32 protein-coding genes and 1 riboswitch are annotated in these 25,196 nt (G+C 53.9%); of the genes, 16 read left to right on the top strand and 16 right to left on the bottom strand.

Annotation, left to right across the window (positions count from 1 at the left end; all coding sequences use genetic code 11):
* Positions 1–2: 2 nt before the first annotated feature.
* The 3 genes from E3E25_RS05730 to eif1A are packed head-to-tail and all read right to left on the bottom strand — an operon-like array spanning position 3 to position 1,876.
* On the bottom strand, positions 3–701 hold the full coding sequence (locus E3E25_RS05730) for a KH domain-containing protein (protein WP_167892188.1): 699 nt from the start codon (positions 699–701) through the stop codon (positions 3–5).
* Between the two features lie 11 nt (positions 702–712).
* A complete protein-coding gene (locus E3E25_RS05735; RefSeq protein WP_167892189.1) occupies positions 713–1,489 on the bottom strand; it encodes a serine protein kinase RIO in 777 nt (258 codons plus the stop codon).
* A 21-nt stretch (positions 1,490–1,510) separates the two neighbouring features.
* The gene (eif1A, locus tag E3E25_RS05740; RefSeq protein ID WP_167892715.1) at positions 1,511–1,876 is read right to left on the bottom strand and encodes a translation initiation factor eIF-1A; all 366 of its coding nucleotides are present in this window, start codon (positions 1,874–1,876) and stop codon (positions 1,511–1,513) included.
* Between the two features lie 188 nt (positions 1,877–2,064).
* On the opposite strand from eif1A, the gene E3E25_RS05745 reads away from it, so the two are divergent.
* Genes E3E25_RS05745 through E3E25_RS05765 form a run of 5 tightly spaced genes read left to right on the top strand, consistent with a single transcriptional unit; the run spans position 2,065 to position 5,122 of the window.
* Positions 2,065–2,859: a metal ABC transporter ATP-binding protein gene (locus E3E25_RS05745; RefSeq protein ID WP_167892716.1), complete on the top strand. Its 795-nt coding sequence runs from the start codon at positions 2,065–2,067 to the stop codon at positions 2,857–2,859.
* The gene (locus E3E25_RS05750; RefSeq protein WP_167892190.1) at positions 2,856–3,677 is read left to right on the top strand and encodes a metal ABC transporter permease; all 822 of its coding nucleotides are present in this window, start codon (positions 2,856–2,858) and stop codon (positions 3,675–3,677) included. The genes E3E25_RS05745 and E3E25_RS05750 overlap by 4 nt, the downstream gene beginning before the upstream one ends.
* A gap of 1 nt (position 3,678) precedes the next feature.
* Positions 3,679–4,389: a ribonuclease HII gene (gene rnhB / locus E3E25_RS05755; RefSeq protein WP_167892191.1), complete on the top strand. Its 711-nt coding sequence runs from the start codon at positions 3,679–3,681 to the stop codon at positions 4,387–4,389.
* A 44-nt stretch (positions 4,390–4,433) separates the two neighbouring features.
* The gene (locus tag E3E25_RS05760) at positions 4,434–4,739 is read left to right on the top strand and encodes a nucleotidyltransferase domain-containing protein (RefSeq protein ID WP_167892192.1); all 306 of its coding nucleotides are present in this window, start codon (positions 4,434–4,436) and stop codon (positions 4,737–4,739) included.
* Positions 4,736–5,122 carry a HEPN domain-containing protein gene (locus tag E3E25_RS05765; protein WP_167892193.1) on the top strand — a complete coding sequence of 129 codons (387 nt, stop codon included), beginning with the start codon at positions 4,736–4,738 and terminating at the stop codon, positions 5,120–5,122. Before E3E25_RS05760 ends, E3E25_RS05765 begins: the two co-directional genes overlap by 4 nt.
* On the opposite strand, the gene E3E25_RS05770 is transcribed toward E3E25_RS05765, so the two are convergent.
* On the bottom strand, positions 5,102–5,548 hold the full coding sequence (locus tag E3E25_RS05770) for a hypothetical protein (protein ID WP_167892194.1): 447 nt from the start codon (positions 5,546–5,548) through the stop codon (positions 5,102–5,104). The genes E3E25_RS05765 and E3E25_RS05770 overlap by 21 nt on opposite strands.
* A 240-nt stretch (positions 5,549–5,788) precedes the next feature.
* On the bottom strand, positions 5,789–7,174 hold the full coding sequence (locus E3E25_RS05775) for a dolichyl-phosphate-mannose--protein mannosyltransferase (protein ID WP_167892195.1): 1,386 nt from the start codon (positions 7,172–7,174) through the stop codon (positions 5,789–5,791).
* A 59-nt stretch (positions 7,175–7,233) separates the two neighbouring features.
* On the opposite strand from E3E25_RS05775, the gene E3E25_RS05780 reads away from it, so the two are divergent.
* Complete coding sequence (locus E3E25_RS05780) at positions 7,234–8,385, top strand: methyltransferase domain-containing protein (protein WP_167892196.1); 1,152 nt, start codon at positions 7,234–7,236, stop codon at positions 8,383–8,385.
* On the opposite strand, the gene E3E25_RS05785 is transcribed toward E3E25_RS05780, so the two are convergent.
* Positions 8,380–8,583 (bottom strand): PCNA-inhibitor, encoded by a 204-nt coding sequence (locus tag E3E25_RS05785; RefSeq protein ID WP_055429317.1) that lies wholly within the window; start codon positions 8,581–8,583, stop codon positions 8,380–8,382. The genes E3E25_RS05780 and E3E25_RS05785 overlap by 6 nt on opposite strands.
* A gap of 161 nt (positions 8,584–8,744) precedes the next feature.
* Here E3E25_RS05785 and glmS point away from each other — a divergent pair, with 161 nt between their 5' ends.
* Positions 8,745–10,553, top strand: coding sequence for a glutamine--fructose-6-phosphate transaminase (isomerizing) (glmS, locus tag E3E25_RS05790; protein ID WP_167892197.1), 1,809 nt, complete (start codon positions 8,745–8,747; stop codon positions 10,551–10,553).
* 10 nt (positions 10,554–10,563) lie between these two features.
* A complete protein-coding gene (locus E3E25_RS05795; protein WP_167892198.1) occupies positions 10,564–13,428 on the top strand; it encodes an STT3 domain-containing protein in 2,865 nt (954 codons plus the stop codon).
* On the opposite strand, the gene E3E25_RS05800 is transcribed toward E3E25_RS05795, so the two are convergent.
* From E3E25_RS05800 to E3E25_RS05815, 4 genes are read right to left on the bottom strand one after another with little or no spacing between them, the layout of a single operon-like run.
* Complete coding sequence (locus tag E3E25_RS05800; RefSeq protein ID WP_167892199.1) at positions 13,425–13,829, bottom strand: ParB/RepB/Spo0J family partition protein; 405 nt, start codon at positions 13,827–13,829, stop codon at positions 13,425–13,427. The two genes, E3E25_RS05795 and E3E25_RS05800, sit on opposite strands and share 4 nt — an antisense overlap.
* Positions 13,826–14,497 carry a class I SAM-dependent methyltransferase gene (locus E3E25_RS05805; RefSeq protein ID WP_167892200.1) on the bottom strand — a complete coding sequence of 224 codons (672 nt, stop codon included), beginning with the start codon at positions 14,495–14,497 and terminating at the stop codon, positions 13,826–13,828. The genes E3E25_RS05800 and E3E25_RS05805 overlap by 4 nt, the downstream gene beginning before the upstream one ends.
* Position 14,498: 1 nt before the next feature.
* On the bottom strand, positions 14,499–14,780 hold the full coding sequence (locus E3E25_RS05810) for an MTH1187 family thiamine-binding protein (protein WP_167892201.1): 282 nt from the start codon (positions 14,778–14,780) through the stop codon (positions 14,499–14,501).
* Positions 14,780–15,061 (bottom strand): ubiquitin-like small modifier protein 1, encoded by a 282-nt coding sequence (locus E3E25_RS05815; protein WP_167892202.1) that lies wholly within the window; start codon positions 15,059–15,061, stop codon positions 14,780–14,782. Before E3E25_RS05815 ends, E3E25_RS05810 begins: the two co-directional genes overlap by 1 nt.
* A gap of 66 nt (positions 15,062–15,127) precedes the next feature.
* Between E3E25_RS05815 and E3E25_RS05820 the strand changes: the two genes are divergently transcribed.
* Positions 15,128–15,883 carry a hypothetical protein gene (locus tag E3E25_RS05820; RefSeq protein ID WP_167892203.1) on the top strand — a complete coding sequence of 252 codons (756 nt, stop codon included), beginning with the start codon at positions 15,128–15,130 and terminating at the stop codon, positions 15,881–15,883.
* Here E3E25_RS05820 and E3E25_RS05825 read toward each other — a convergent pair.
* A complete protein-coding gene (locus tag E3E25_RS05825; RefSeq protein ID WP_167892717.1) occupies positions 15,837–16,520 on the bottom strand; it encodes an adenylate kinase in 684 nt (227 codons plus the stop codon). The genes E3E25_RS05820 and E3E25_RS05825 overlap by 47 nt on opposite strands.
* Positions 16,521–16,576: 56 nt before the next feature.
* On the opposite strand from E3E25_RS05825, the gene E3E25_RS05830 reads away from it, so the two are divergent.
* The gene (locus tag E3E25_RS05830; protein WP_167892204.1) at positions 16,577–17,023 is read left to right on the top strand and encodes a single- stranded DNA-binding family protein; all 447 of its coding nucleotides are present in this window, start codon (positions 16,577–16,579) and stop codon (positions 17,021–17,023) included.
* On the opposite strand, the gene trmY is transcribed toward E3E25_RS05830, so the two are convergent.
* Positions 17,007–17,618 carry a tRNA (pseudouridine(54)-N(1))-methyltransferase TrmY gene (gene trmY / locus E3E25_RS05835; protein WP_167892205.1) on the bottom strand — a complete coding sequence of 204 codons (612 nt, stop codon included), beginning with the start codon at positions 17,616–17,618 and terminating at the stop codon, positions 17,007–17,009. The two genes, E3E25_RS05830 and trmY, sit on opposite strands and share 17 nt — an antisense overlap.
* A 27-nt stretch (positions 17,619–17,645) precedes the next feature.
* Positions 17,646–19,082, bottom strand: coding sequence for a pyruvate kinase (pyk, locus tag E3E25_RS05840; RefSeq protein ID WP_167892206.1), 1,437 nt, complete (start codon positions 19,080–19,082; stop codon positions 17,646–17,648).
* A gap of 97 nt (positions 19,083–19,179) precedes the next feature.
* Between pyk and E3E25_RS05845 the strand changes: the two genes are divergently transcribed.
* Positions 19,180–19,641 (top strand): peroxiredoxin, encoded by a 462-nt coding sequence (locus E3E25_RS05845; RefSeq protein WP_167892207.1) that lies wholly within the window; start codon positions 19,180–19,182, stop codon positions 19,639–19,641.
* Positions 19,642–19,686: 45 nt separating this feature from the next.
* On the opposite strand, the gene E3E25_RS05850 is transcribed toward E3E25_RS05845, so the two are convergent.
* The 3 genes from E3E25_RS05850 to E3E25_RS05860 form a co-directional block, all read right to left on the bottom strand.
* Complete coding sequence (locus tag E3E25_RS05850; protein ID WP_167892208.1) at positions 19,687–20,145, bottom strand: hypothetical protein; 459 nt, start codon at positions 20,143–20,145, stop codon at positions 19,687–19,689.
* 298 nt (positions 20,146–20,443) lie between these two features.
* The gene (locus E3E25_RS05855) at positions 20,444–21,490 is read right to left on the bottom strand and encodes a radical SAM protein (protein WP_167892209.1); all 1,047 of its coding nucleotides are present in this window, start codon (positions 21,488–21,490) and stop codon (positions 20,444–20,446) included.
* Positions 21,491–21,535: 45 nt separating this feature from the next.
* Entirely contained in the window at positions 21,536–22,225 is a 690-nt protein-coding gene (locus tag E3E25_RS05860) for a peptidase M54 (RefSeq protein WP_167892210.1), read from the bottom strand.
* 93 nt (positions 22,226–22,318) lie between these two features.
* A riboswitch (Fluoride riboswitch) is annotated at positions 22,319–22,393 on the top strand.
* 24 nt (positions 22,394–22,417) lie between these two features.
* On the opposite strand from E3E25_RS05860, the gene E3E25_RS05865 reads away from it, so the two are divergent.
* The 5 genes from E3E25_RS05865 to crcB all read left to right on the top strand — a co-directional run bounded on the left by E3E25_RS05865 (position 22,418) and on the right by crcB (position 25,195).
* A complete protein-coding gene (locus E3E25_RS05865; protein ID WP_167892211.1) occupies positions 22,418–23,284 on the top strand; it encodes a hypothetical protein in 867 nt (288 codons plus the stop codon).
* Between the two features lie 9 nt (positions 23,285–23,293).
* Positions 23,294–23,983: a DUF6062 family protein gene (locus tag E3E25_RS05870; protein ID WP_167892718.1), complete on the top strand. Its 690-nt coding sequence runs from the start codon at positions 23,294–23,296 to the stop codon at positions 23,981–23,983.
* Positions 23,974–24,276, top strand: a complete 303-nt coding sequence (locus tag E3E25_RS05875; protein ID WP_167892212.1) for a hypothetical protein — start codon at positions 23,974–23,976, stop codon at positions 24,274–24,276. The genes E3E25_RS05870 and E3E25_RS05875 overlap by 10 nt, the downstream gene beginning before the upstream one ends.
* Positions 24,273–24,698, top strand: a complete 426-nt coding sequence (locus E3E25_RS05880) for a hypothetical protein (protein WP_167892213.1) — start codon at positions 24,273–24,275, stop codon at positions 24,696–24,698. The genes E3E25_RS05875 and E3E25_RS05880 overlap by 4 nt, the downstream gene beginning before the upstream one ends.
* A 125-nt stretch (positions 24,699–24,823) precedes the next feature.
* Complete coding sequence (gene crcB, locus E3E25_RS05885) at positions 24,824–25,195, top strand: fluoride efflux transporter CrcB (protein WP_167892214.1); 372 nt, start codon at positions 24,824–24,826, stop codon at positions 25,193–25,195.
* The last annotated feature ends 1 nt before the right edge of the window (position 25,196 follow it).

Raw genomic sequence — 25,196 nt, forward strand, 5'->3', positions numbered from 1 at the left:
CTTCATTCCTCCTCGTTATTCTCCAGTTCGCCGCCAAGGGCCTCGTAATAGCTCATGCTCTCCAGTTCAAGGTCTTTCTTTCTCCTTTCAAGGTACTTGTAGACAACACCGTGCGGGGAGCCCTTGGCGAGCTTCTCTATTGCAGTCTTGGCAACCTCAACCTGAATCGGGTTGCCGATTATCGCGACAGTCTTACCGTAGACGCTCACATCAGCACCGCTCATCTCCTCGATTATCTCGCGTGTTCTCCCTTTCCTACCGATTATCCTTCCCCTAACCCTTGGCAGGGCGTTCTTGTCATTACCGATGACGACATCGGTGAGGTTAACTACCTCAAGGACTTCGCCCTCGTTGAAGAGCCGGAAGGCCCTCTCGGGCGAGAAACCCCTCCCGATGGCCATAACGACATCGCGCGCCTTCCAGACGGCGAGCGGGTCGTCGGTCTCCTTCGTGGCGGCGATGAACACCTCGCCGGTCTCGCTGTCTATCTCTATCTTGGTTTTAGTTCTCCTCTCGATTTCCCTCTTGGTCTGTCCCTTCTTTCCTATGACAACCGCCACACGCTCCTTCGGAATCCTCACGAACTCCTCCTGCTCACCCTCGGCCGCGTAGGTTATCTCCTCCTCATGCTCCTCTCTCAGAGGCCGACCGTCCTTGTCAAGGCGCTCGTACTTCTTAAGGAGCCTCTCAAACTCGTCCATAATCTCACCCTCTAAACCCCAACCAACTCACGGAACTTCTCATCAAAATCATCAACATCAACACCTTTCCTACCGAAGTAATTGATGACGTTGCGCAGGTCACGCTTAAGTAGCTCCAGGCTCATACGGTTCCTCCTCACGGTTGCCTGGGACCAGTCTATAACCACAGGCCCGCCGTGGAGCAGTATGTTGTACTCGCTGAGGTCGCCGTGGACCATATCTCCCCTCTTCCAGAGCCTCTCAATGACCCTAATCGCGAAGTCGTAGAGCTCCTCGAAGTCGCTGAGCTCAAGTTCGCGCTCCACATCCTTGAGCCTCGGGGCGGGCATTTCATCGCCCACGAACTCCATCACCAAGACGTTGTTTCGGAAGATTATCGGCTCGGGGACCCGAACCGCATACTTAATAGCCCGCTGGAGGTTCTTGAACTCTCTTCTCGTCCACACGAAGACGAGCTTGCGCATATCCTTGGGCAGGTAGCCGATTCTAGGATCAGCGGCAAGGTACTCCCATATCCTACGGAATTCAGTGGTGTAAGTGCGGTATATCTTCACTGCCACCCTCTTTCCCTCGGCATCCGCGCCAGCGAAGACGTTAGCCTCTTTCCCCGTGCTTATTACTCCGTAGAGGACCTCTATTTTACCCCTCCTGTGCAGATAGGCAAGGGTTTCCTTTGTCGTCCTGTCAAAGACTTCGTTGGCTATCTTGTAGAGCTCGCTGTCCTTCTCGCGCCTCTCCCTGAGGCCGAGCATGTACTCGATCTCTCGTTCGATGAACTCCTCGCGCATCGCTATCACTCGGGATTACGCTCAGAAGAGCATATCTCCACCGGTGAGGAAGTCCTGGCTTATCTTGCCCTTCCTTAGGAGCCAGTCGACCTGGGTTCTGGTGTAGCGGTAGACGATGTCGCCCCTCTCGTCTGTCTGAACCGGCCAGGGCTGAACGATGACCACATCACCAACGCGCATCCACATGCGCCTCTTCAGCTTACCGGGAATTCTACATCTCCTGAGCTTGCCGTCCTCGCAGCGGACGTCCATCCATCCCGAGCCGAGGGCCTGTTCTATCACTCCGAAGAGCTGTCCTTCCTTTGGCAGGGGAACACGGATAACCTCGTCACCTTGAACCTGACGGTTCTTTTTCTTTCCACTTCTTCCACCTTTGTGGTACACCATGACAATCACCTCCAGCGAGTAGGCTCCGGCCCTTATAAACCTGAGCCTTGCAAAAATTTTCTAATGAGAGTACAGGTCTGTGCTTTTAAAATTTTTGCACTGCCTGCCATGTGGCTACCCATCTCTGTCCAGTATGGACACATGAAAGTTTAAAAACGCACCGCTTAAATTGAAGTTCGGAGATGCCCATGGCAGCGATAAAAGCAGAGAACCTCACCATAACCTACGATGGAGTACCCGCGGTGGAGGAAGTCACGTTCGAGATAGAGAGGGGTGAGACTCTACTCCTGCTCGGCCCCAACGGGGCAGGAAAAACAACCCTCATCAAGACGATAGCCTGTTTCCACAGGGAATATTCAGGGGAACTCAGGGTCTTTGACAGACCGCCCTGCGAGGCGAGGGAGCTTATAGGCTACGTACCCCAGAGCCACAACCTGAACGAGAGAGTCCCGCTAACCGCCCTCGAAGTCGTCGCCATGGGCGGGGTCTACAGGAAGGGCTTCATTCACTTCAAGATACCCCGGGGAATACTTGAGAAGGCCGAGGAGGTCCTCAACTTCGTTGGTCTGGCAGGTTTGGCCGGCAGGCTCTTCCGTGAGCTCAGCGGCGGCCAAAAGCAGCGCGTTTTGCTCGCCCGGGCGCTCATTAGCGATCCGGAGATTCTCATTCTGGATGAACCGTTGTCCGCCCTCGATCCCAGTGCCAGAGCCGAAGTGGCCGGGGTTCTGGACAAGATAAAAAGGGAGAGGGGCATAACCATGGTGATAACCACCCACGACATAAACCCCCTGATCGAGCTCGGAGATAAGGTAATGCTCCTCAACAAACGACTGATTGCCTTTGGAAAACCCGCCGAGGTTTTAAGAGATAGCGTAATCAAGTCTGTCTACGGCCCCCTGGCGAGGGTCGTGCCGGTTGAAGGCAAGCTGTTCTGCATAACCGGCGACACTCACCTCCACAGACATGGGGGTGGGGGCAGGTGATTCCGGAGTATCTGATACGGGCTCTCCTGGCCAGCATCATGGTCAGCGTCCTCCTCGGAATGCTCAGTCCACTCATCAACACCAAGGGACTTGCCTTCCTGACTCACGCCATTTTCCACGCCCTTCTCCTTGGTGCTGTTCTGGGAATGATATTCGGCCTCCTGCTCGACAACCTATCCATGGTGATGCTCGTCGCCCTCGTCGTAACGGTGGCAGTTGTGCTAATCATAGCCCACCTCGAGAAGCTCGGCTTCTCCCCGGATTCCGCCGTTGGAATAGTGGCAAGCTTTGTGGCGGGACTCACCGTTCTGGGATTCGGCGTTCTGTACAAGGTCATGGCCGGAAAGCCCTATTTCCCGCTCAGCGAGAGTATAGTATCGTACCTCACCGGTGAGATATTTCTAATAACCCTCAATGACCTCACCATCCTCGTGTTCGGGGGAGCGCTTCTCTTCTTCGTCATGCTCTTTCTCTACCGCGACTTCCTCTATCTGAGCTTTGACCCCGATGGGCTGGAGAGCTATGGCGGCAACACCCGTGCGTACCTGATGATCCTCTACGTCCTCGTCGGTGCGATTGGAGCGCTAATAGTCCAGACCGTTGGCCTGATAACGCTCCAAGTTGTCGCCGTCCTTCCGGGAGCGATAGCTCTCATGGTGAGGAGCGACCTCCGGAAGGTCATAGGCGTCAGCCTCTTCCTGACCCTGGGAATACAGCTATCCTCCGTAGTCCTTGCATACTTCACGGATATACCACCGAGCGGCCTGGCAACGATAATGTTGGGCATCATCTACGGCGTCCTTCTCTTCAGGAGGTGAGATGTTGGGAAAAAGGCTTGGTGGAATCGACGAGGCAGGAAGGGGGCCTGTCATAGGCCCCATGGTAATAGCGGCAGTGGTTGTTGACGAGAAAAACGTTCCCAAGCTCGAAGAGCTCGGCGTTAAGGACTCCAAAAAGCTGACACCGAAGAAAAGGGAGAGACTGTTCGCTGAAATAATTACACTTTTAGACGATTATGTAATTCTGGAATTATGGCCGGAGGAGATAGACTCCCGCGCTGGAACGCTCAACGAGTTCGAGGTGGAGAACTTCGTTAAGGCCCTCAACTCGCTCAAGGTTAAGCCCGACGTGATATACATCGACGCCGCCGACGTGAAGGAGAAGCGCTTCGGAGAGGAGATAAGAGCAAAGCTGAACTTCGAGGCGGAGATAATAGCAGAGCACAAGGCAGACGACAAGTTCGTGCCGGTCTCTGCGGCTTCGATAATAGCAAAGGTGACCCGCGACAGGGCGATAGAAAAGCTGAAGGGGGAGTACGGTGAGATTGGAAGCGGCTATCCCAGCGACCCGAGGACGAGGACGTTCCTCGAAAACTACTACCGCGAGCACGGCGAGTTCCCGCCGATAGTCAGGCGGAGCTGGAAGACGCTGAGGAAGATAGAGGGGAGGTTGAGGACAGAGTTAGAGGTCAGAAAACCGAAGAAGAAAGGACAGGTCAGCCTGGAGGAGTTTCTGAAAGGGCAACCGTAGATGACAGCACAAAGGATAAATATCAGGAAGACGTTAAAGGAATCATGCTTGAAGAAATCAGGGAAACGATTGCCCGGGAAGTTGAAAAGGCAGGCCTGGCCCTTGTGGAAGTTATACTGTTTGGTTCCCGTGCGAGGGGAGACTTTCGGGAGGATTCCGACTGGGACATCCTCGTGGTGATCAAAGAGCCACTTGACAGGAAGAAATACCGCGAGCTGTGGAGGGGGATATACGAGAGCCTTGACGTCCCTGCGGACATATTGATAGTATCGGAGGACGAATTTGAAAGGCTCAAAGACATGAAGGGCTACATCTACTACTACGCCACCAAGGAAGGGATCAAGGTATGAGGGAAGACTCCCGGGAATGGTTCCATAAGGGGGACGAGGACTTAAAAGCTGCCAAGATACTTTACAGGGAGGGTTTATACGCCCTATCCTGCTTTCACTCCCAGCAGGCCATTGAGAAATATTTGAAGGCCTTCCTTGTCGAGAAGGGGCAAGAGATATCCAAAACACACAACTTGAAGTTCCTGATCAACGAATGCAGGGAGATTGACCCGGCCTTTGCCGAGCTCCTAAAAAGAGGGGTGCACTACCTAACTGAATATGCTGTTGAAGTCAGATATCCTGGCATTTATGTGCCAGAAAAAGAGGACGCGGAGGAAGCCCTGAAGCTTGCCGAGTTCTCAAGGGAGTTCATCGCAGGGAAGCTAAGAGTTCAGTCCCTTTAAGAACTCCCGCGCCTCCTCAAACTCCCCCTTCCTCAACAGGAGGGCAACCGTGGAATACACCCCAAGGAGTTCGAGGTTTTTCTCCTCGATGAGTTTTTCTATCTCGGCTTCAAGTTCTTTGAGTGCTTTCTCGACGGCCTTTTGGGAGTAGTCCGCATACTTGAGCCCGTTCAGAACGCCGAGGAGCTTCTGGACTTCGAGTTTAATATCATCATGGACACTCTCGACGGCTTTCTTCGTCTCCGGGAATTTCGGTTTTTCTGGTTCTATCTTCTTCCCGCTGATCTCGGCGAGGAACTGACGGAACTCCTTAATGTTGAGTGCTGACCAGATCATCGGGTTCTCTTTGCCCAGATCGTGGGTGCTTACTCTGTCCCCATGGATCTCTTTCTTTATTTTCTTGGAGAGCTTCAGAACTTTCCACATGTATTGCTCTACTTCTTCCGGGGAACTGGCGTTCAACAAAGCCAAGGCGCATCAGCGTTTCAAGGTAGGGGCATATCCTTCTCCCTTCGACACCTACATATGTGATATCTCACTCAGCCTCTCCCGGCCCTCGGCCATGGCGGCGAGTATTGAGAAGTAAACCTTCAGTTCCCTGGGTTTATGGGAGAGAACGATGTGGGGTTCATCATAGAAAAAGCCGTCAGGGATAAAAACTCGTTCTCACCTCCCCAGTCTCAACCTTATTCTGTCCTTTACCTCGAACAGCCACTCAATGTACAGCCATAGAGAGTCCGTGAATGCCTCCCAGCGTAGGAGCTCCTTCAGCGCAACTCCCATGACTATGGCTGCCGGCGGGACGAGGACGGTCGCGTAGAAGCTGAACTGGGTCGTCCCCCCGAGGAGGTACTGGAGGACAAAGAACCCAACCGTGCTCCAGAACACCCCGTAGGGAATCAACAGCTTACCCCGCCTCCGGTACAGCCAGGGAAGGGCGAGTATGAACAGAACCATGCTGAGGAGCAGGAACGGGTCCGTCTGGGCGAATATGTTGGGGTTGTAGTGGAATGGGAAGGCCTTCCTGTTTATGAACCACTCCCAGACCGGCGAAGCCGCAGGATGGCCGCCCTTGTTCGAGAGGTGCCAGCGGAAGCTGCCCAAAAAATCATCCAACCATTTTTCAAATCCAACAACCTTAACTGCTATCAAATTGGGGAGAAGAAATCCCAGGGCTGGGAAGACGGCTATGGTGAGCAGAAAGCCCGTCAGCTTCCGTTCGCCCTTGAAAGCCTTTACCAGGAGCACGGGATAACCGAACACCCCGCTGAGCTTGGCGGCAGCGGCAAGGCCGACAGCAAAGGCCGAAGATTTTTTCCGCTCATAGACCAGCAACGTTGTGAACAATGCCACGAAGAGGGCCACGTGGATGTCCAGCATGGCCGTTACGGCGGTAGCTTCGAGGGTCGGGTCCGCGACGGTGAAGATGAGGGCTATGAGCGCCGCGAGGTAGCTGCCGCTTATCCTGTACGTTGCGAGAACGACCAGAACGCCTATCAGGACGAAGGCGATTATTCCCGGCAGGCGCCAGTTTATGGGCTTGTCCTCGACGAGCATGCCGAGCATTATGATGTCCTTCCCCAGGAAGGGGTGCTCGGTGTTGAGGTAGTTCTGGATGTTCTCCTTGTCTGGATACCTGTAGCCGGGGACTACGTAGTAGGCATCCGCAGGTATCTCTGCGGACAGGGCGTTGAGGAAGCCGTCCACTTTATCCACCGGTATCTCGAAGTAAACGCCCGGAAACTTGAGATACTCCATCTCGTAGGTTGCGTTGTACCGGAGGGCTATCTTCTCAACGTCGTACTGGTATTTTATCCGAACGCTTGTGTTTGAGAAGATGACGTTTATTCCAGCCGAGTTCGTCGTTTCGTTCACGTAGTGAAGATCAACCCCAAGCCTGTGGAGAACGTTTCTGCTGGCAGGGACGTACCAGACCTCGTCCCCGATGTAGTCCCTTAGGTCAGAACGGGATGCGAAGTCGTAGAGATACCAGAATGAACCGAGCAGTATGACGGCTGAAATCGCGATGAAGAGGACTCTCCTCCAGTCCATTTTACCACCGGGTAGATTAGCGCGGCAACGTTTTTAAGCCTCTCCCCTTAGGCGGAAACATGCTCGAAGGGATTACCGAGGAAAAAATTAGAGAAGCCGTGGACATGATAAAGCGAGGTTTAGACGAGAGGAAGCTCCGCGCCAAGCTCGGTGAGGACTGGGAGCTCATAGCCGAGATAGCCCGGGCCAGAATAAGGGCAAGGGACAAGTTCTCCAGAGAAGATCTCTGGATGGATCTGGAAGGCCTGCGCTACGCCACTCACGAGGTCGTGGCAAAATACCGCGCCGAACGTCTGAGGGAGTTTGGCGTCAAAAGCGTTGCCGATGTTTCCTGCGGGATAGGGATACAGCTCATATTCTACGCGATGAAGGTCGAGAAGGCATATGGAATCGACATCGACCCCCTAAAGGTGGAGTTCGCGCGGAGGAACGCCGAGCGCTATGGGGTTCACAACATCGAGTTCATAAACGCCGATTCACTCAGTGAAAATACCGTCGAGAAGGTTGATGCTGAGGTAATATTCTCGGATCCAGCTCGACCCCCCGAAATGCCCGAGAGGAAACTGGAAGACCTCCTGCCGAGTCCCCTGGAGGTATACGAAGCCTACAAATCCAAAACTGACGCCTTCATCTTCGACCTACCTCCCCAGATGAGGCGCGAGAGGGTTCCCTGGGAGGGAGAGTTCGAGTACATAGACCTCTTCGGTGCACTCAACAGGCTGACCTTCTACACCGAACCTCTTGCAAGGGCAGAGAGGAGCGCCGTTATCCTGCCCGCTGGGGTGAGGCTTGAGAGCAATCCTGATCTGGAGAACATAGTTGAGTGGACAGAAAGGCCCGGCCAGTACCTCTACGAGATTCCCCAGAGCGTTGATTACGCCGACCTGATAAACGAGCTGTTCTACCTGCTCCCGGCCGGAACAAAGATGCTCCTCCGCGAGAAGAGGCGCGTTCTGGCGACGGGCAACGAGGAAGTCAGAAGCCCCTACCTCAAGAGAACCTACGCCGTTGTGGGCATCGTGCCTTTCCATCCGGTCAGGATAAACGACTTTCTCAGGAAGGATGGCTTTGGAAGGGCAACGCTCAGGATAAGCGTGCCCGAAGGCGAGTACTGGAAGGTCAGGAAAAGGATAGAGGCAAACCTGAAGGGCGATAGAAGGGCTTTCGTCTTCCAGTTCGGAAAGATGGCGATAATAGCGGAGGGACTATAGTTCCTCGATTCTGGCGTTCCGTATCTTTTTTGAACCGATACGGAGCCTTTTGAAATAGTCCAGGTGCTCGTCGGGCAGAAAAGAGTCAAGGCTGGTTGATTTTAGCCGTTTCTTCTTTTTACGCGGCCCTGCCCGTTCATCCCCCGCAGCAGCCCGCCGGGACGCGGGCCTCAGGAACTCGTCGAGCTTCCTGTCCATTACCCCACCCACATTCCGTATACCCTCAGGTATAAAGGTTTTTCCACCAATCGAAGGCTGAACCAAAGGGTATATCAACGGGCACCGAGAGAGCGCAGTTGAGAAACGCTTTTAACTTTTAAGGTTTATCCGGGAAAAGAGTAAATAGGTGGGTGGTTGCCGTGTGTGGAATTATCGGGTACATAGGGGACAGGCCGGCATGTGAGGTCATCGTTAAGGGCCTTAAAAGACTCGAATACCGCGGGTATGATTCGGCTGGAATCGTGACGGCCGACGGAGGACGGCTTTACATAAAGAAGGGCGCCGGGAGAATAGACGAACTCGCTGAGAAACTCAGCTTTCTCGAAATGCCCGGCAAGAGAGGAATCGGGCACACCCGCTGGGCCACCCACGGGATTCCAAACGACATTAACGCCCATCCCCAGAGGGACTGCACCGGCAGGATTGCCCTCGTCCACAACGGTATAATCGAGAACTTTGCGGAGCTGAAGGAGGAGTTGATTAAAAAAGGCCACACCTTTGAGAGCGACACCGACACCGAGGTTATAGCTCACCTTATAGAAGACGAACTCAAATCAGGTGGGAGTTTTGAGGAAGCAATGAGGAGGGCACTCCTCAGGCTCAAAGGCTCATTCGCGCTCGGCATAATATACACCGAAGAGCCGGACAGGCTGTACTTCGTGAGGAACGAGAGCCCCCTAGTGCTTGGGATTGGGGAGGGAGAGAACTTCGCCGCGAGCGACGTTCCGGCGTTCCTTGAGTACACGAACCATGTCGTGTTTCTGGACGACAGGGAGTACGCAGTCATAACCCGGGATTCATGGGTGGTTAAGAACCTCGATACAGGTGAGAGGATTGAAAAGCCCGTCCACGAGATAGAGTGGAACCTCGAGATGGCAGAAAAGGCTGGTTATCCCCACTTCATGCTCAAGGAGATATACGAACAGCCCAGAGCTATAAGGGACGCCCTCCACGGAAACGCCGGGATAATCCGCTCGGTGGCAGAGGAGGTGGCCAGATACGAGAAGATATTCATAGTGGCCATGGGCACTTCGTATCACGCCAGCTTAGTTGCCAAGTACCTCTTCCAGAGGCTCGCCAAGAAGGTTCCAATCGTTGAGGATGCCAGCGAGTTCCGCTACGAGTTCGAAGGCCTGGTGGATGAGAACACCCTAGTCATAGCCATAACCCAGAGCGGGGAAACGGCAGATACCCTCGCGGCCATGAAGCTGGCCAAAAGGAAGGGCGCAAAGGTTCTCGCGATAGTCAACGTTGTCGGGAGCATGGCGACCAGAATAGCCGACTTCACTCTCTACACCCACGCTGGGCCTGAGATAGGCGTCGCAGCAACAAAAACCTACACTACCCAGCTGACGGTCCTCACGATGCTCGCCATCGAGCTGGCGAGGGTTCTTGGAACCGCCGGGGAGAAAGAGCTCAAGAGACTGGAGGAAGAGCTCAGCACCGTCCCGGAACTTGTGGGGAAAGTTCTCAAGCACGATGAATCACTGAGGGAGCTTGCCGAGGAACTCAAGGAAAAGAAGGATTTCTTCTACATCGGCAGGGGCATAAGCGTTCCAACGGCCCTTGAAGGGGCACTCAAGCTCAAGGAGATAAGCTACATCCACGCGGAGGGATTAAGCGCAGGCGAGCTGAAGCACGGACCTCTCGCCCTGCTTGAGGACGGCGTCCCGGTCGTCGCGATAGCACCCGGCGGAAAGACCTTCGACAAGATGGTCTCAAACATCGAGGAATCCAAAGCCAGGGGAGCGTACATAATAAGCCTCGGCGATAAAGGTGAACTGAAAAGGGTCTCCGACGTTTTCATCGAGATGCCCCGGATGGACGAGCTCCTCACGCCGATAGTTTATGTTGTTCCCCTTCAGATACTCTCGTATCACCTGGCGGTCTTGAGGGGCAACGACCCCGATAAGCCGAGAAATCTGGCCAAGTCCGTAACTGTCGAATGAGGTGGTTTAGATGGTAAAAACGAAAGTTAAGGAAAAACGAAAGAAGAAAGGGGAGAAAACTTCCCTCCCCGAGTACTATCAGAAGTTCAAGACCTACGGAATCCCCCTGATAGTCCTCATACTGGCCTACGTTGGCTTCAAGATAAGAAACGTCACCTCAAACTACAAGACCTTCCTTGACCCGGATACCTTCTTCCACTACGAGATGTACAGGATAGCCATCAACGAGTGGATTCCCAAATATTTTGCCTACGCTGATCCTCCAACCGGGATAAAGGCGAGTGGTTACCTCGGCCTCTACACCATTCAGGCAGTGTTCTACAAAATCGTCTCCCTCTTCGGCTACAATACGCTGGGAGCGTTCAAGCTCTGGCCGCCGTTCGTCGGGGCGATGACCATCATAGCAGCGTATCTCCTCGGAAGGAAGCTCCACTCCAACTGGGCCGGCCTCTGGACGGCAGCGTTCATGATGTTCTCCTACGCCAACTTCAGCAAGACCTATTCAGGCAACAACCGTGGTGAAGGGCCCTTCATGATGTTCTTCCTCTTCGCGGTCTTTCTGCTCATGGTATATCTCGATGAGAAGAGCTGGAACTGGAAAAAAGTCACCAGCGGGGCGCTGTTCCTCCTGATGAGTGTCCTCTACATGGCCGCATGGACTGGAAGCACTTTCGGTATTGGAATACTGCTGCTCTTTGCGGGCGTTACCTCGGTTGTGTTCTTCATTTTCGGGAAGATGGACGCTCTAAAAGGATTCGTCAGAGACTTTTTCCCGCTCTACGGCGTTTCCTTACTGGTTGGACTGGGCCTGTCTTATACAAGATTCATCGGCATAAAGTGGTTCCTGATCTTCGCCATTGAAGCATTCGTAGCCCTCAGCGTTCTCGTTGCAATAATGCTCTACGGCGAGCGGGCTGGATTGAACTACTCGGACAAGAAACACAGATTGGGTACCGTCACCGTTATCGCGGTCCTAGGAATACTGGCGGTCTACGGTTACTTCGGAAGGGATTTGATGAAGTTCTTGGGAAGTGCTACCCAGTCAAATCCCCTCTATCAAACGGTGGCAGAGCTTGCGAAGACAGACTGGAACACCATAAAGACATACTACAGCGTCAAAACCAAAGACGCCCTAATCTTCGTCCTTTCAGCGGTGGGCTTTATCATAGTCGCCGCGAGGTTCGTGAGGAAGCTCCTCAAGAACGACCTGACAGGCCACAAGGAGATATTCCTTGTCACATATTATATCGGCTCTCTGTATCTGCTACTCCTAGCGGTTCGTTTCGTGTTCCAAGCTTCGGGAGCCATACTCCTGCTGGCCGGCGTTGCCATAGGAGAGATCTTCCTCTTCGTTGAAGAGATGAAGGAGAGCATGACTACCAAGGCACTCTACGCCGTTCTTCTGATGCTCCTATTCCTGCCGTTGCCGGTCATCGGAGCCCAGTATATGAACAGCATAGCCACCAACACCGCGAAGAGCCAGGGTTCAGTTCCCTCCGAGTGGGTCAACTCCCTAACCTGGCTCAAGGAGAACAGCAACCCCCTAGACAGCGCCACCAGCTGGTGGGACTATGGCTACTGGATTGAGTCCAGTCTGCTCAGCCACAGACGCTCGGCAACGGACGGCGGTCACGCCTACGACAGGCGTTACATAGTTGCTGACTTCTTCTCCCACTACGGCAACGAGAGCGAGCAGGATTTCGAAGCCTGGGAGCTGAACTACCTCATCGTCTGGCAGCAGGACATCTACAAGTTCAACGCCATAAGCTACCTCGGAGGCGCGATAACATACGGTGAATACCGGAGCAACCCGATGTTCCAGGTCATACCCATGCAGTACATACAGTACGTCAACGAGAGCGGAAAGACCGTGGTGTACATCAACACCGGAAAGTACTCCTATCAGCCGGCTTTCACCATAGACCTCACCAAGGGGAGGGTCATACAGGGAAGGGGGGACATACCCTACGTCCTCTACGTCTTCCAGGGCTACGGGCTTCTGGCGTACCAGAAGATAGCCTTCAGCAACTTCGTGAGGCTGGCGTTCCAGATACCGTTCTCCTTCGAACCGTGGGACGCCCAGATGCTCTTTGCCAACTTCAAGCCGGTCTACAATTCCGGTGGAGTGTCGACCTACGAGTTCAGGCCCTTCGCCGTTTACAGGATCGACAAATTCGAGAACGGTACGTGGAAGGCCTTCTACAGCACGCTCGGTGGTGGAAAACTCCCGCTGGGAGAACAGAAGCTGAGGCTCTGGATATCTGCCTTCGGAAGGGACGTCAAAGACGCAACCCTCATCTTTGAGGCCTACAACGGCAGCGTGCTGGTGAAGAGGGAAATCCTAGCCGAGGGCATCAGCATGAACCACCTCAACGAGACTCCCATTGAGGTCAACGTTACCATACCCAACGCCACCAAGTACCGCTTCGTTCTGGTTCAGAACGGTCCGGTTGGAGTCATCGACGGACCGGTTTACGTCGATGGAAAGGATGTCAACCCGAGCTACGTTCTTGGCGAGGGCAAGAGCGGAGAGCTCAAGCTCACCGCCGCGTTCAGGGAGGAGCGTACTGTTGACCTCTACCTCCGGGCGAGCATTGTCTACTACGTCGCACCCAACGGCAAGGACATCTACCAGGAGAAGTTCTACCTCGAACCCCACCAGGACATCGTAACCTACGTGCCTGTCAAGGGCGGAATAAGCGTCAACGCGGGGGACAACGAGATAACCGCCCAGGCATCGATGCCCGACGGCGTCTTTGAGGGCTACATTCAGAAGCTCTACCAGAAGTACGGTGAGGACAGGGTCGTCGTGGTCAGGAAGAGGGTGGAGCCAATCTTCATTACAAAGAAGGAGTACGTGGTGTGGGAGGGCTAATCCCTCACTATTTTAATATCTTCGAGCCTTTTTAGTCCCTCTTTTTCCGTTGTTTTGATAACGCCCGGCACAAAACTGCCCCTGGGCCGGATTATGATCGCCTCAACGCTCTCAAATCCCAGCTTCTTCAGGGCGAAGGCCCTGTGGTGGCCATCTAGGAGGTAGTACTTGCCCGCGTAGGGTATGACTATAATCGGCGCATCATAGCCGTGCTTTATCTCCTGGAGAACGACCAGGAGCTTTACCTCGCTCAGCGCTGCTTGGGTGGGTACAACGTTGGCGAGGGGTATAAACGCGGCCTCAAGTTCAAATTTAATGCCGTAAATTGCTTCGTATTCCCGTTTTATCCGCTCGGCCCGTTTCCACGCTTCTTCGCGGGTTATCAGCCTTATCCGTTTCAAGGCTTCACGCCCCTGACCGCTATAAAAGCCGCAATGTCCTTGCAACGTCTATGAAACTTCCTGTCAACCCTCTCGGCCAGTGTGAAGAAGGGCCAGAACGACGGGAAGTATATCACTCCCGCGCTTTCTACATCAACGAACCCCTCATTCCTGAGCAGGCCTTCAAGCTCGGTGGGGGTGTAAAAGCGGGCGTATCTGTAAGCGGTCTCCACGAACAGGCTCTTCAGCCGTTTGAAGAAGAACCACGCACTCCGTCCGTTCATCGTCGCTATAAGAACCTCTCCACCGGGCTTCAGAACGCGGTTTATCTCGGCCACTGCTTTCTCGGGCTCATGAAGGAACTCGAACATCGTGACGCTCAGCACGAGGTCAAAACTTTCGTCGGGAAAGGGGAGGGAGTAGGCGTCTCCTTTTATGCAGCTCAGCCCCTTGGAGCGTGCCACCCCAAGCATGCCCTCACTGGCATCCAGGCCGATCACGTCGAAGCCCCTCTTCTTCAGTTCGAGTGTGTAGTTGCCCGTCCCGCAGCCGAGGTCGAGGGCCTTTCCTGATTTCGACTGCAGCATGGAAAAGACGAGCCACTTCTCAATCCTGTCAACATACATTCCGGTTTTTGTTCTGTACCAGTCATCGTATCTGCCGGCTATTCTGTCGAAGTACTCCGCCATCTCACACCCTCATCTTGCCCTCTATTGTCAGGGGCTTATCGGTTCTATCGTCTATTCTAAGGCTTATGACGACCCTCTCTGCCCCCGCTTTGAGGATAGCCTCGTGACAGGCTTTCACCAGCTCAAGGATTTCCTCCACCGAACCCTCAACGACCGTTCCCATCGGACAGAGCTTGTATTTAAGGCCGCTCCTCCTGATGACCTCCAGTACGGGCTCCAGGTACTCTCCCACGCTCGGAGTTTCCGTTCCCAGTGGGAACAGGCACAGTTCGGCAACCGCCATCACCCTCCCCCCGCTGGCGGGAATATGTGAACCTCATCATCTTCTTTAAGTTCAGTGTCGAGCCCATTTAGGTGAAGAACGTTGTGGCCATTGACGAGTATCATTCCGTCAACGGGCTTGTCCTCGTTAACGCGCTCCGTTTCAAGGAGCTGTTTTTTAATCTCTGGGCTGTAGTGTTTCGAGAGATACTCGATGAGCTCGCGCACGGTTTTTACCCCGTGAACCTCTACTTCCTTCCTTCCGACCATCTCCCTAAACGTGGCGTAGAATTTAATCCGCATGGAACCACCAGGTATATCTGCATGGGAAACCCTTAAAGTGATTTCGTCGTATTTAGTAACGGAGTGTTGGAATTGCTGACGGTAAATCCACCGGACTACTACCCAATCATTGACAAACTGTTCGCGGGAAAGATTAGGGAGGCCGTTGAGGCCTTTGGAGCATCGCTGGAGGAGCTCACGGTCTTCGTCCAGCCGGAGGATAGGATTCTAAACCTCATATTCTTCCTGAAGGTTCGAGGGCTTCAGAGGTTCCTCTCCATGGAGGTGGACCCCTTCGTCTACGGCCTCCTTGAGAAACTTGCCTCCGATGCCACGGAAACCTTCGGGAAGGTCTACGGGGTCAGGTTTGCGATATCGGGCTTCAAGGTGGTGGATGAACACCCCCTGGAGGAACACCCAGAGAGGGCCGCCAGGCTAGTAGTCAACGGCCCTGATGATATGAGGGAGGTTCTAGAACGCCTCGGAAAGGGCCTCATGATAACCCTGCGTGAGTGGAATGTGCAGTTCTCAGCCCTCGCGGTGACAGTGCCCATTGAGGAGCCCCATATCCTCACGATAGTCCTCAAGATGGAGTACCCCGTTCCCCCAGAGGAAAAGGAAGTGCTAGAGAAGAAGCTGAGAGACAAAACGAGAACATATATCAAAACCTTGACGAAGAGGCTCATTCCCGTTGAGGTCAAGATACTCGACCCAGAGGATAAAACCCTCGCATCGATCCTAAAGAGAAAGGTCGAGATCGAGAAGGAGGCTGAGGAGCTGGCAGAAAGCGCTGAGGTCAAGGAGCTGATGAACCTCCTTGGGAAGGGGACTCCCGGTTCCTGATGTAGTCCAAGAGGGGCCTTATCCTCTCCCAGACCTCGTTTATCCCGCCGTGCCCGTCTATTCTAACGTACACTCCCTGCTTTTTGTAGAACTTGATGATCGGCTCCATATTCCGCACGTAGAGGTCGTAGCGCCTTCCAATTATCTCCGGCCGGTCGTCCTCTCTCTGCACCAGTTTTCCACCGCAGATGTCGCATTTTCCGGGAACTTTTGGGGGCCTGTATCTCAGGTGGTACACGGCACCGCACCTCGAACATATCCTCCTGCCAGAGATTCTCTCGATGCTCTCCTCCTTGGATATGGATATTTCTATGGCGACGTCTATGCTCATACCGTGGTCGTAGAGGTAGTTTTCGAGAGCCAGAACCTGTTCCGCAGTTCTTGGATAACCGTCTATGATGAAGTTTCTCCTGTCGCGCCTCAGCCGGGAGATTATCAGAGTGTTTACGACGGTGTCCGGTATCAGCTCCCCGCGCGCAAGGTACTTCTGCAGCTCCTTGCCGAGAGAGCTTCCGCGCTCTATCTCGGCACGTATCATATCCCCTGAGGAGACGTACGTCAGGCCGTAGCGCTCGGTTATGGTCCTTGAGTGGGTGGACTTGCCGCTTCCCGGAGGCCCGAATATGAGGATGTTCATTTTTCTCACCGTTAGTTATTTATTTCCCAAAGGATAAAACACTTATGGTGGTGGCCATGAGGCTGAGTACGGGATTCGTTCGTGCCTCTGGCTACGCCTATAAGGTGAGGCGCGTTCTCTTCGCACTGACGCGGAAGAAAGTCGACCCGAGAGAGGTCGTCAGGGCAGCGGGGGAGCTGAACCAGAAAATCTTCGAGAAGCTCCAGGAGCTCGGCGTTGAGAAGAGCGACGTCGTCAGGATAACGGTGCCGTTCAGTATTGAGGATGGGACTATCAAGTGGGACTACGAGGGGCTGAGCATTGAAGTCTACAGAAAGAGCGAGGAGGAAAAGCTCGCGATGGCCATGGAGGAAATCGAGGAGCGGGAGAAAGAGCTGGAGAGGCAGATAAAGGAGCTTGAGGAGCTGGCACTGCGGCTCAGGGAGACTAGCGAAAAGATAGTGGAGAAGCTGGAGGAGCTCAAGCAGGAGCACACCTCGCTGAAGCTCAGGGCGGAGGAGTGAGGGAGTCGAGGAATATGTTCACGTAGGCGACCACGTGGGATGCAAGGTAGCTCTTCCTTCCAACGCTTATTTTTTGTGCTATTCCTGCTAGAAATGCCTCGTCTTCTTCCATTAACCCTTCATGGTCGCCGAGAACGAAGGCGACGTTCTGGGGAAAGCTCACGTCGGTTATCGGCCTCCCCTCCTCGTGGAGGTAGTAGAGGGTGGAGCCCTTGAGGGTTCTTCTAATGATATCCTCAAAGGTCATGTTGCTCACGTAGATGCCCGGAAGAACTTCGGTCTCTTTGCTCGGCCCCTTCAAGCCTTCAGCGGCTTTAAGGGCACGGATTATCAGCTTGGCGGTGCTGAGTTCATCGGGGTTGAGAGTCTTGGGCCTCATCTCCCGACCCTCAAACCTTATCGCCTTCGGCGGGTTTGGCGGGCCATAGAGACTCAGCCACACCCTGACGTTTTTTCTGAAACCGTGGGATAGAAGAAAAGCGGAGTTTAGGAACCTGCACAAAAGGTCTATTCTGCCGCTTGTGCCCGGGAGATCCTTGAGTTTGAAATCCGGAACGGTATGGGCTTTGTTGGCCTTAATTATGAACGTTCTCACTCCAATCACCTAAAAAGATAAAGGGCATCAAACCGTGAATATCCTTATGGTGTTCGTTCCAACGGTCTTTCCTATCGGCGTCCCCTTGGTCAGAAGAACGGGGTCGTTCTCTTTGACCAGCCCCAGCCCGCGTATGAGACGCAGTATCTCCTCCTCGCTGGTCTCAGTGACGATGAAGGGGTAGACACCGTACGAGAACATCAGACTCCTTGCAACGTGTTCGTCGGTGGCGAATGCCAGAACCCACTGCTTCGGCTTGAAGCGCGATATGAGCCTTGCCGTCTCTCCGGTTCTAGTTGGGGTGAGTATGTACTTGATGTCCATCGAGTTAAGCGCCTCTATGATGCTCCTGGCTATCGTGTCCTTTATCGTGCCCTTCTTCGGGCCCTTCTCACTCCAGCGGGTCATCTTCCATTCGATAATACGCGCGGACCACTGGGAGTCCCTGTATGCCTCTATCGTCTTGGCTATTCTTGCCATCATCCTAACCGCATCGACGGGATACTTTCCAACGGCAGTTTCCTCTGAAAGCATCACAGCGTCCGTTCCGTCGAGGATCGCGTTTGCCACATCGGTGACCTCAGCCCTCGTTGGCAGCTTCTCATCAGTCATACTCTCCAGCATCTGGGTGGCGGTTATCACGGGTTTTCCGGCAACGTTGGCCTTGTGTATGAGCTTCTTCTGAAGGACGGGGAGCTTCTCGATGGGCATTTCAACACCGAGGTCGCCCCTGGCTATCATTATCCCATCGGCGGCACAGAGTATGTCGTCAAAGTTCTTCACGGCGTCCGGCCTTTCTATCTTTGCGATTATGAAGAGACTCCCCTTCCGCTCCTCCACAAATCTCCTAACCTTGAGAACATCATAGGCCGAGCCGACGAAGCTTATACCGACGGCGTCAATGCCATGTTCAATCGCGAATTCGATGAACTCCAAATCCCTGTCGGTCACGGCGTCTATCGCCATCCTCGCCTTCGGCACGTTGATGCCCTTGTGGGAGAAGAGGGTTCCCCCCACGAGAACCTTGCAGATAACGTCCTGACCCCGAACGTCCTCCACCCTTAACGCTATGAATCCATCACTCAGGTATATGACGTCCCCTTTAGACACCATTTTTGGAAACTCTTTGAACTCCACTGGTATCTCACTCTCGGTCCCAACGACGTCCCTCGTCGTCAGAACCACCGTCTGCCACCGCCTCAGCGGTACGGAGCCGTTGAGTATCTCCCCAACTCGGATTTTGACCCCGGGAAGGTCTCCGAGGATCGCCACCGGACGGTTGAGCCTCTCAGAGACCTCCCTCACCATCTCGACAGTCTTTGCGTGCTGTTCAAGGTCGCCGTGGGCGAAGTTTATCCTCGCGACGCTTAATCCAGCCCTTATCATAGCCTCGATGGTCTTTCTGTTCATCGAGGAGGGACCTATCGTGGCAACTATCTTAGTTTTGTGAGACGGAAGCTTCATGTTCCCACCTAATGGAACAATTCAATCCATTCCTAAATAATCTTATCCCACGCAAACGTTTATGAGTTAGGATGTCCTAATTGGAAGGGGTGATACAATGAATCTGATGGAAGTTAGGGTTCTCGATGAAGAGGGAAAGGAAGTTTCGCTCCAAGAGGTTCTGAGTGGTAAGTGGACTGTTCTCTACGTCTATCCCAAGGACAACACGCCGGGTTGCACCACTGAGGCAAAGGAGTTCACGGAACTCCTTCCTGAGTTCGAAAAGCTGGGCTTTCAGGTGATAGGTGTCTCGAAGGACTCCGTGAAGAGCCACATGAAATTCAAAGAGAAGCACGGGCTGAAAGTCATGTTACTTAGCGACCCTGAGGCGAAGCTGATAAGGGCCCTCGGGGCCTGGGGCAAGAAGAAGCGCTACGGGAAAGAGTACGAGGGGGTGATAAGGAGCACGTTCATATTCGACCCGAACGGCGAAATCGTCTGGAAAAAACTCAACGTCCGGGCAAAAGGGCACGCGGCAAAGGTTCTGGAGGAAGCGAAAAAGCTGGTCAGCGGTTCATAGAAGGAACGCTTCAGACCAAAAACAAAAAAAGTGAAAGGCTCGGGCTCATTTCATAAGAACGAAGCCCACTATGTTCCCGTCATAGGCTAGGAAAACCTTAACGCCGTTGGGGGTTTCGTAGGCGGCATAAATGCTCAGCTGAGTGAGGTCGTAATCGCCAACGACCTTTCCGATGTGATCACCCTCGTAGACAAGTTTCTGGACGGTTATGCCGCGATTGTTTGTGAACTCCTCAACCGTGACCTGGGCAAGATAGTCAGCTACCTCGACAGGGTCAACGTCCACCCCGGTTAGGTTGGCCGACTTCACACCGAGGCCCATATAGGGAGTCCCATCTCCGGCCATCATTCCACCGTTTCCGTGCCCCATGCCCCGGGCATAGGTCATAGCCGCACTCCTCTCAACTTCCGGATTCGGTCCCGGAGTGCCCTGATAGGCCGCAACGGCCCCAAATATCAGGCCGAACACGGCCAGTGCCATAAATCCAGCCAGCAACTTCTTCATGTCATATCACCTCTACATACGTAACTGTAATATTGCATATGTGTGATTCTTTATAAACTTTGCGGTTCCGGAAACCATAAAACCGGTCATGCCGCGTTTGAGGTGTGAGATTACAGATAACAACAGCTAATAACAGCAATCCCATCGGGGGAGCTGGAGGGGATGCTCAGGAAGATGGCGAGGGTTTTTATCAGCGTGGAGGAGACGGAGCCGCTTCACGGTATGCCCGGTACAGACTCACCATCGAGGGGGTAGGGAAAAGGTTCATTGAGACGCTCAGGCTCGCCAGGCCCGGTGATTACCCCACGAGGGCGTTTCTAAAGCCTAACTTCTCAACCATCTCGGAGGCTTTCTGCATTTCATCCTCCTTAAGCTCCCTGTTGATCTCAGGATGCCTATCCGCCCTGTATTCCGGCCGGTACTGAAACATAACGTTTACCCTGACGTCCTTTCCGAGATTTTCGGCTATCCATTTCAGTATTGGCCGCGTGCAGCATTCGAGGTGTCCCGGGATCACGAGGTGCCTTATTAGGAACTCCGCTCCAAGGTGCTTCCTAGCGAGGAGGAAATTCCTCGTCACGACTTCCCAGTATCTTGAAACCCCTGAGTACTTCTTGGCGCAGACGTTGTTTCCCCATTTAAAATCGGCGAGATAAACGTCAACCACACCGTCGAGGAGCCTCATGGTCTCCTCGCTCATATACATGTTAGAGTTCCAGACGACGGGAATCGGAACGGTCACGTGCCTCAGGGTCTCAAGGATGAAGGGCAGATTCGGTGTCGGTTCGCCGCCGACGAAGTTAACGTTCCTGGCTCCCCTCCGAAAAGCCTCCTCGATTTTTAGAGCCATGAACTCAGGTGGATGTTCAATCCCAACGCGGTACTGACTTATGTCCCAGTTCTGGCAGAAAACGCACCGGAAGTTGCAACCGGAGAAGAAGACGGTGTAGGACGGCACCAGCTCAGGTTCCTCCCCATAGTGGAGGAAGTCGCTCGCAACGAGGCTCTCTCGGACGCGACAGTAACCGATGCTCTTCCTCCTGTCAACGCGGCACTTTATCTCGCAGAGGGTACATGATTCCAGAATCCTGTTGGCGATGAACGCCTTGAGGTCGAGAAGGCTCTTCTCAGGAACCTCGGTGAGGTCGTTGTCCTCCAGCCTGTCCATCCCCTCGGCGTGAGCGCTCCAGAGGTCGTCGAGCGGAGCATCCTCGCTAAAGCTCACCGCAACCTTTCTCGCGTTGAAAAATATCGGCTCGACTTCCCCAGCGAGGATCGAGAAATAGCGGGGTAGGGCCTTCCTCGCCCTTCCGGGTTCGTACCTATAAAATCTCCCGCGCCACATCATATTGCCGTACGTCTAAAACCCCTAAAACGTTTGCCTCACCGCTTAATCCCTGAGGTTGAGGTCGGACCACTCAACGGCCCTCCTGAGGCTGATGAAGCAAGAATCGCAGTAGCCGAGCATCCTAGAGTCCCATTCCTCCATGCTAGAGGGCGAGTTCATGACGCAGTTGTTGGTGCAGTGACCGAGGCCAAAGCTGTGGCCGACCTCGTGGAGAACCCCCTTGAGGAGGCGGTTCTTGAAGAGCTGGAGCTTGGACCTCAGAAGCTCTCTATCTCCATTCTCTCCAGGCTTCTTCAGGAGCTCCGAGAGCTCGGGGGGTTCAAAAGGCCTCATCGAGAGCACCATGATCCTGAGGCCAATCCGCGTTTCGTGTATTCCAAGAAACTTTTCGAAGAAATCGAAGTAGGGATTGCGAGAGACTAGAGGGAAGGTCGTCAGGGCAAATATCTTGTTCATCTTGATGTCTGGCCGCTCCTCTATCTCGTTGAGAAGCTTGGCGTGGAGGACATCGACCAGAGCCTCAAGGGGATAAACTCTGACCTTACCTTCCGGGGTGTTCAGGCTTATCAGGTACCCTGGCTCAAGCTTGAGCTTCCCAATGTACAGAAAACGCAGGGGGATATCGCTCTCCTCGAAGAAATGATTGGCCTCCTCAAATACGTTAAACACGACCTCCCTTATGACCTCCTCCTTCACGAAGTTCCCGACGTATGTGAAGGCTATGAACTCCATGATTTCATCACAAATGAAAGGCCGTTTTATGCTTATTAAATTTTTAGGTTATTAGGTAATTGCACCACAAACGTTTTTAAACGCCTTTCAGATGGTCTTTTGGGCGATGGCGTCCGCCCGGGCTTCGAGCCGAACCGCCCGCCGAGGGCTGATGACGCCTGTTCTCCGTCAAAACCTTGAGGAGGCGGTAGAATGGGCTCGAAGCTTTATACAATTGGAAGGTTCGTTAACGCTGATTCGCTCATCAGGTACATAGAGGAGAGACGCCATGAGGACGGTGGCTACTGCTTTGTCAGTGTTCTCGATGACACCAACGTCAACGACACGTACTACGCGGTCAAGATTTACGATCTCCTTGGCATGAAGGTTCCGGAGCCAGAAAAGACGGTGGAGTTCCTCGAAAGGGCAATACAGCCCCAGACGGCGGTCGTTGCGATAGCAATGGCAATGGAGGGTCTGGCGATACTGGGTGCAGGGGACGTGGCCAGGGAGCACGTTGGGATAGTGTTCACCAAATACAACCCCCTTGAGGGCAGGTTCGCCGTTGGTCTCGGTGGAAGCGAGGAGTTTGGAACGGCGACGCCGCTGGAGGCAACTTACTGGGTCGTCAAGGCGTTCAAGGCTATAGGCTATGATTTTAGCCCCGACGAGAAGGAAGCCATAAGGACCTTCGTCATGAAGTTCAGGAACGGAAACGGTTACGGCGTTAAGGGGCCAACTACGACGATGACGTATCAGGCACTGCACACGCTCCGCACTTTAGGCTACAGGCCGCCTAAGAGCCCCCACTTCAAGAACTGCGAACTCTGCGGCGAGTGGGGCGGCTTTACGGAGGTTCCATACAGCCTTCCCCCCTACCTTGAGCCTACGTTCTACGCTTCCAGAGGACTTGAACTGCAGGGCGAGAGGCCGGACTGCCCAAGACGGCACATCTGGTTCATACGCCAGCTTCAGAACTCCAACGGCGGCTTCAGACGTTCGCTGGAACTGGGCATCTCGAACTTCCAGAACACATACCGGGCGCTGGCGGTGCTTGACTTCATGAACAGGTTCATCTGAGTGGTGGGCATGGATTTGATTGGCATTTACCTCCGGGATGCAATGGGGGAGGGCTGTCCCGTCTGCAGAATCCTCCGCAAATACGAGGAATCCGAGATAGAGACGATACTCTATGAGCACGTGAACAACCCGGACGTGAGGGAGAAGTTCAAGGAAAGCCTCGGTCTCTGTACCTACCACGCATGGAAAACCCTCAGAAAAGCGTATTCGGAGCCCCTGTTGGGCCCCCTGGGCGTGGCCATAATCTACGAACACATGCTGAGGACGTACATAGCATACCTTGAGGAGGGCACGTTTCCGGAGGAGGGAGAGTGTTTCCTCTGCGGATTGATGGCGGAAAAGGAGAGAAGCACGGTAGACGCGTTTGCGGAAAGGATTGAAGAGCTCCTTCAGGAGTATGAGAACTCGGAATCGGTGCTCTGCAGGAGACACTACAGGATGCTGGTGTCAATCCTTCGGCGGACGAATCCGGATGCTGCGGAGAGGCTTGGGACCGTCCAGCTGGAAAAGTTGCAGATCCTCAAGGAGCGACTCGGCTCGTTCATCGACAAGTTCGACTACCGTGCCGAGGAACCGCCCACAAAGAAGGAAACATCGGCACTGCCCCTGACTATAGAAGCCCTGAAGGGCCTCGAAACTGGGGCAACGGTGAGAAAAACCCAGGATAGAAAAGGTCGGAGGGGCTTTCCGTGGAGATAGAGGTCACAAGCGAGGAGCTGAAGGCCATACGAAAAAACAAGCGCGAGATAGAGAAGAGACTCCGGGACCTGGAGGGGCTGGAGAGGACGCTTAGGGTTCTAAAGCTTCGCCTCCTTCTCGAAAGAAAGGATGGGCTGGAAAAAAAGCTGGCCGAGATGAGGGTCAGCTATGCCGAGCTCGTCGAGTTCGAGGAAACCGCAAAGCGGGACAAGGAGTTCCTTATGGCATTCCGGAAAGAGCTCAGCGAGGAAAACAGGAGGCTTAGAGCGGAGCTGGAGGCCAGAAGAAGATGAAACTCACGGTAAGACCAAAGAAGGGCTGGCGTCGGGTGACGTTCAGGATTCTGGACGAGACCTTTGAGGAAATCATGGAGCTCTGTGAACGCTACGATTTTCGCCCGGAAGAGGCGGTCAGGATAATCCTCCTCCACGGCTACCTCGACGACGACCCGGAAGCCAACGAGACGGCGTTCAAAAGGCTCAAAGAAGAGATAGCCAGGCTCGATGCGGAGCTCTACGAGCTGGAGGGAAAATGGTCTCCCCTAAAGTTCCGCTCGTACTACATCGCCCTGGACAACCAGAACCTCGCGATACAGCTCTCCGCCATGATCGCCGAGAACAAGAGGCTTCGAGAGCGGCTGGGACTTCCAAAGAGGGACTACAGTGAGGTCGAAAAAAAGATACGCTACTACCTCAACTTCGGTGGGAAGGAATGACCACCTCCACTGACCCCGCAGGACTAAAACGCGCTTTCCCGGACTCCTCAGGGTACAAAAATCTTAAGTAGGGATCGTCCGACGCACCCCTGGAACCCAGAAGGCCAAAACGCATGGTGAGAAAAATGAACGTCAGGATAATCACCGCGATAATGCTCGGCGGCGCCCTCGGTGCGCTGGCAAGGTTCTACATCTCGGGAATACTGCCGATTTACAGAGACTTCCCGGTTGGAACGCTCCTTGTGAACAGCATAGCCAGCCTGATCCTCGGCTACCTCTACGGCCTGCTCTTCTGGGGCATAGGAATTTCAACCGAGTGGAGGCTCTTCTTCGGGACTGGCTTCTGCGGTGCTTTGAGCACGTTCTCAACGTTCTCGTATGAGACTTTTTCGCTCCTGCGCGAGAGGGAGTACCTTATAGCGGGCCTCAACATCGCGGCAAACGTTATAATCACGATAGGCCTAATATTCATCGGGTTCATCCTTGCAAGGAGGTGAT

Origin of the sequence: Thermococcus sp. MAR1 (genome assembly GCF_012027305.1) — an archaeon.
GTDB lineage: Archaea > Methanobacteriota_B > Thermococci > Thermococcales > Thermococcaceae > Thermococcus.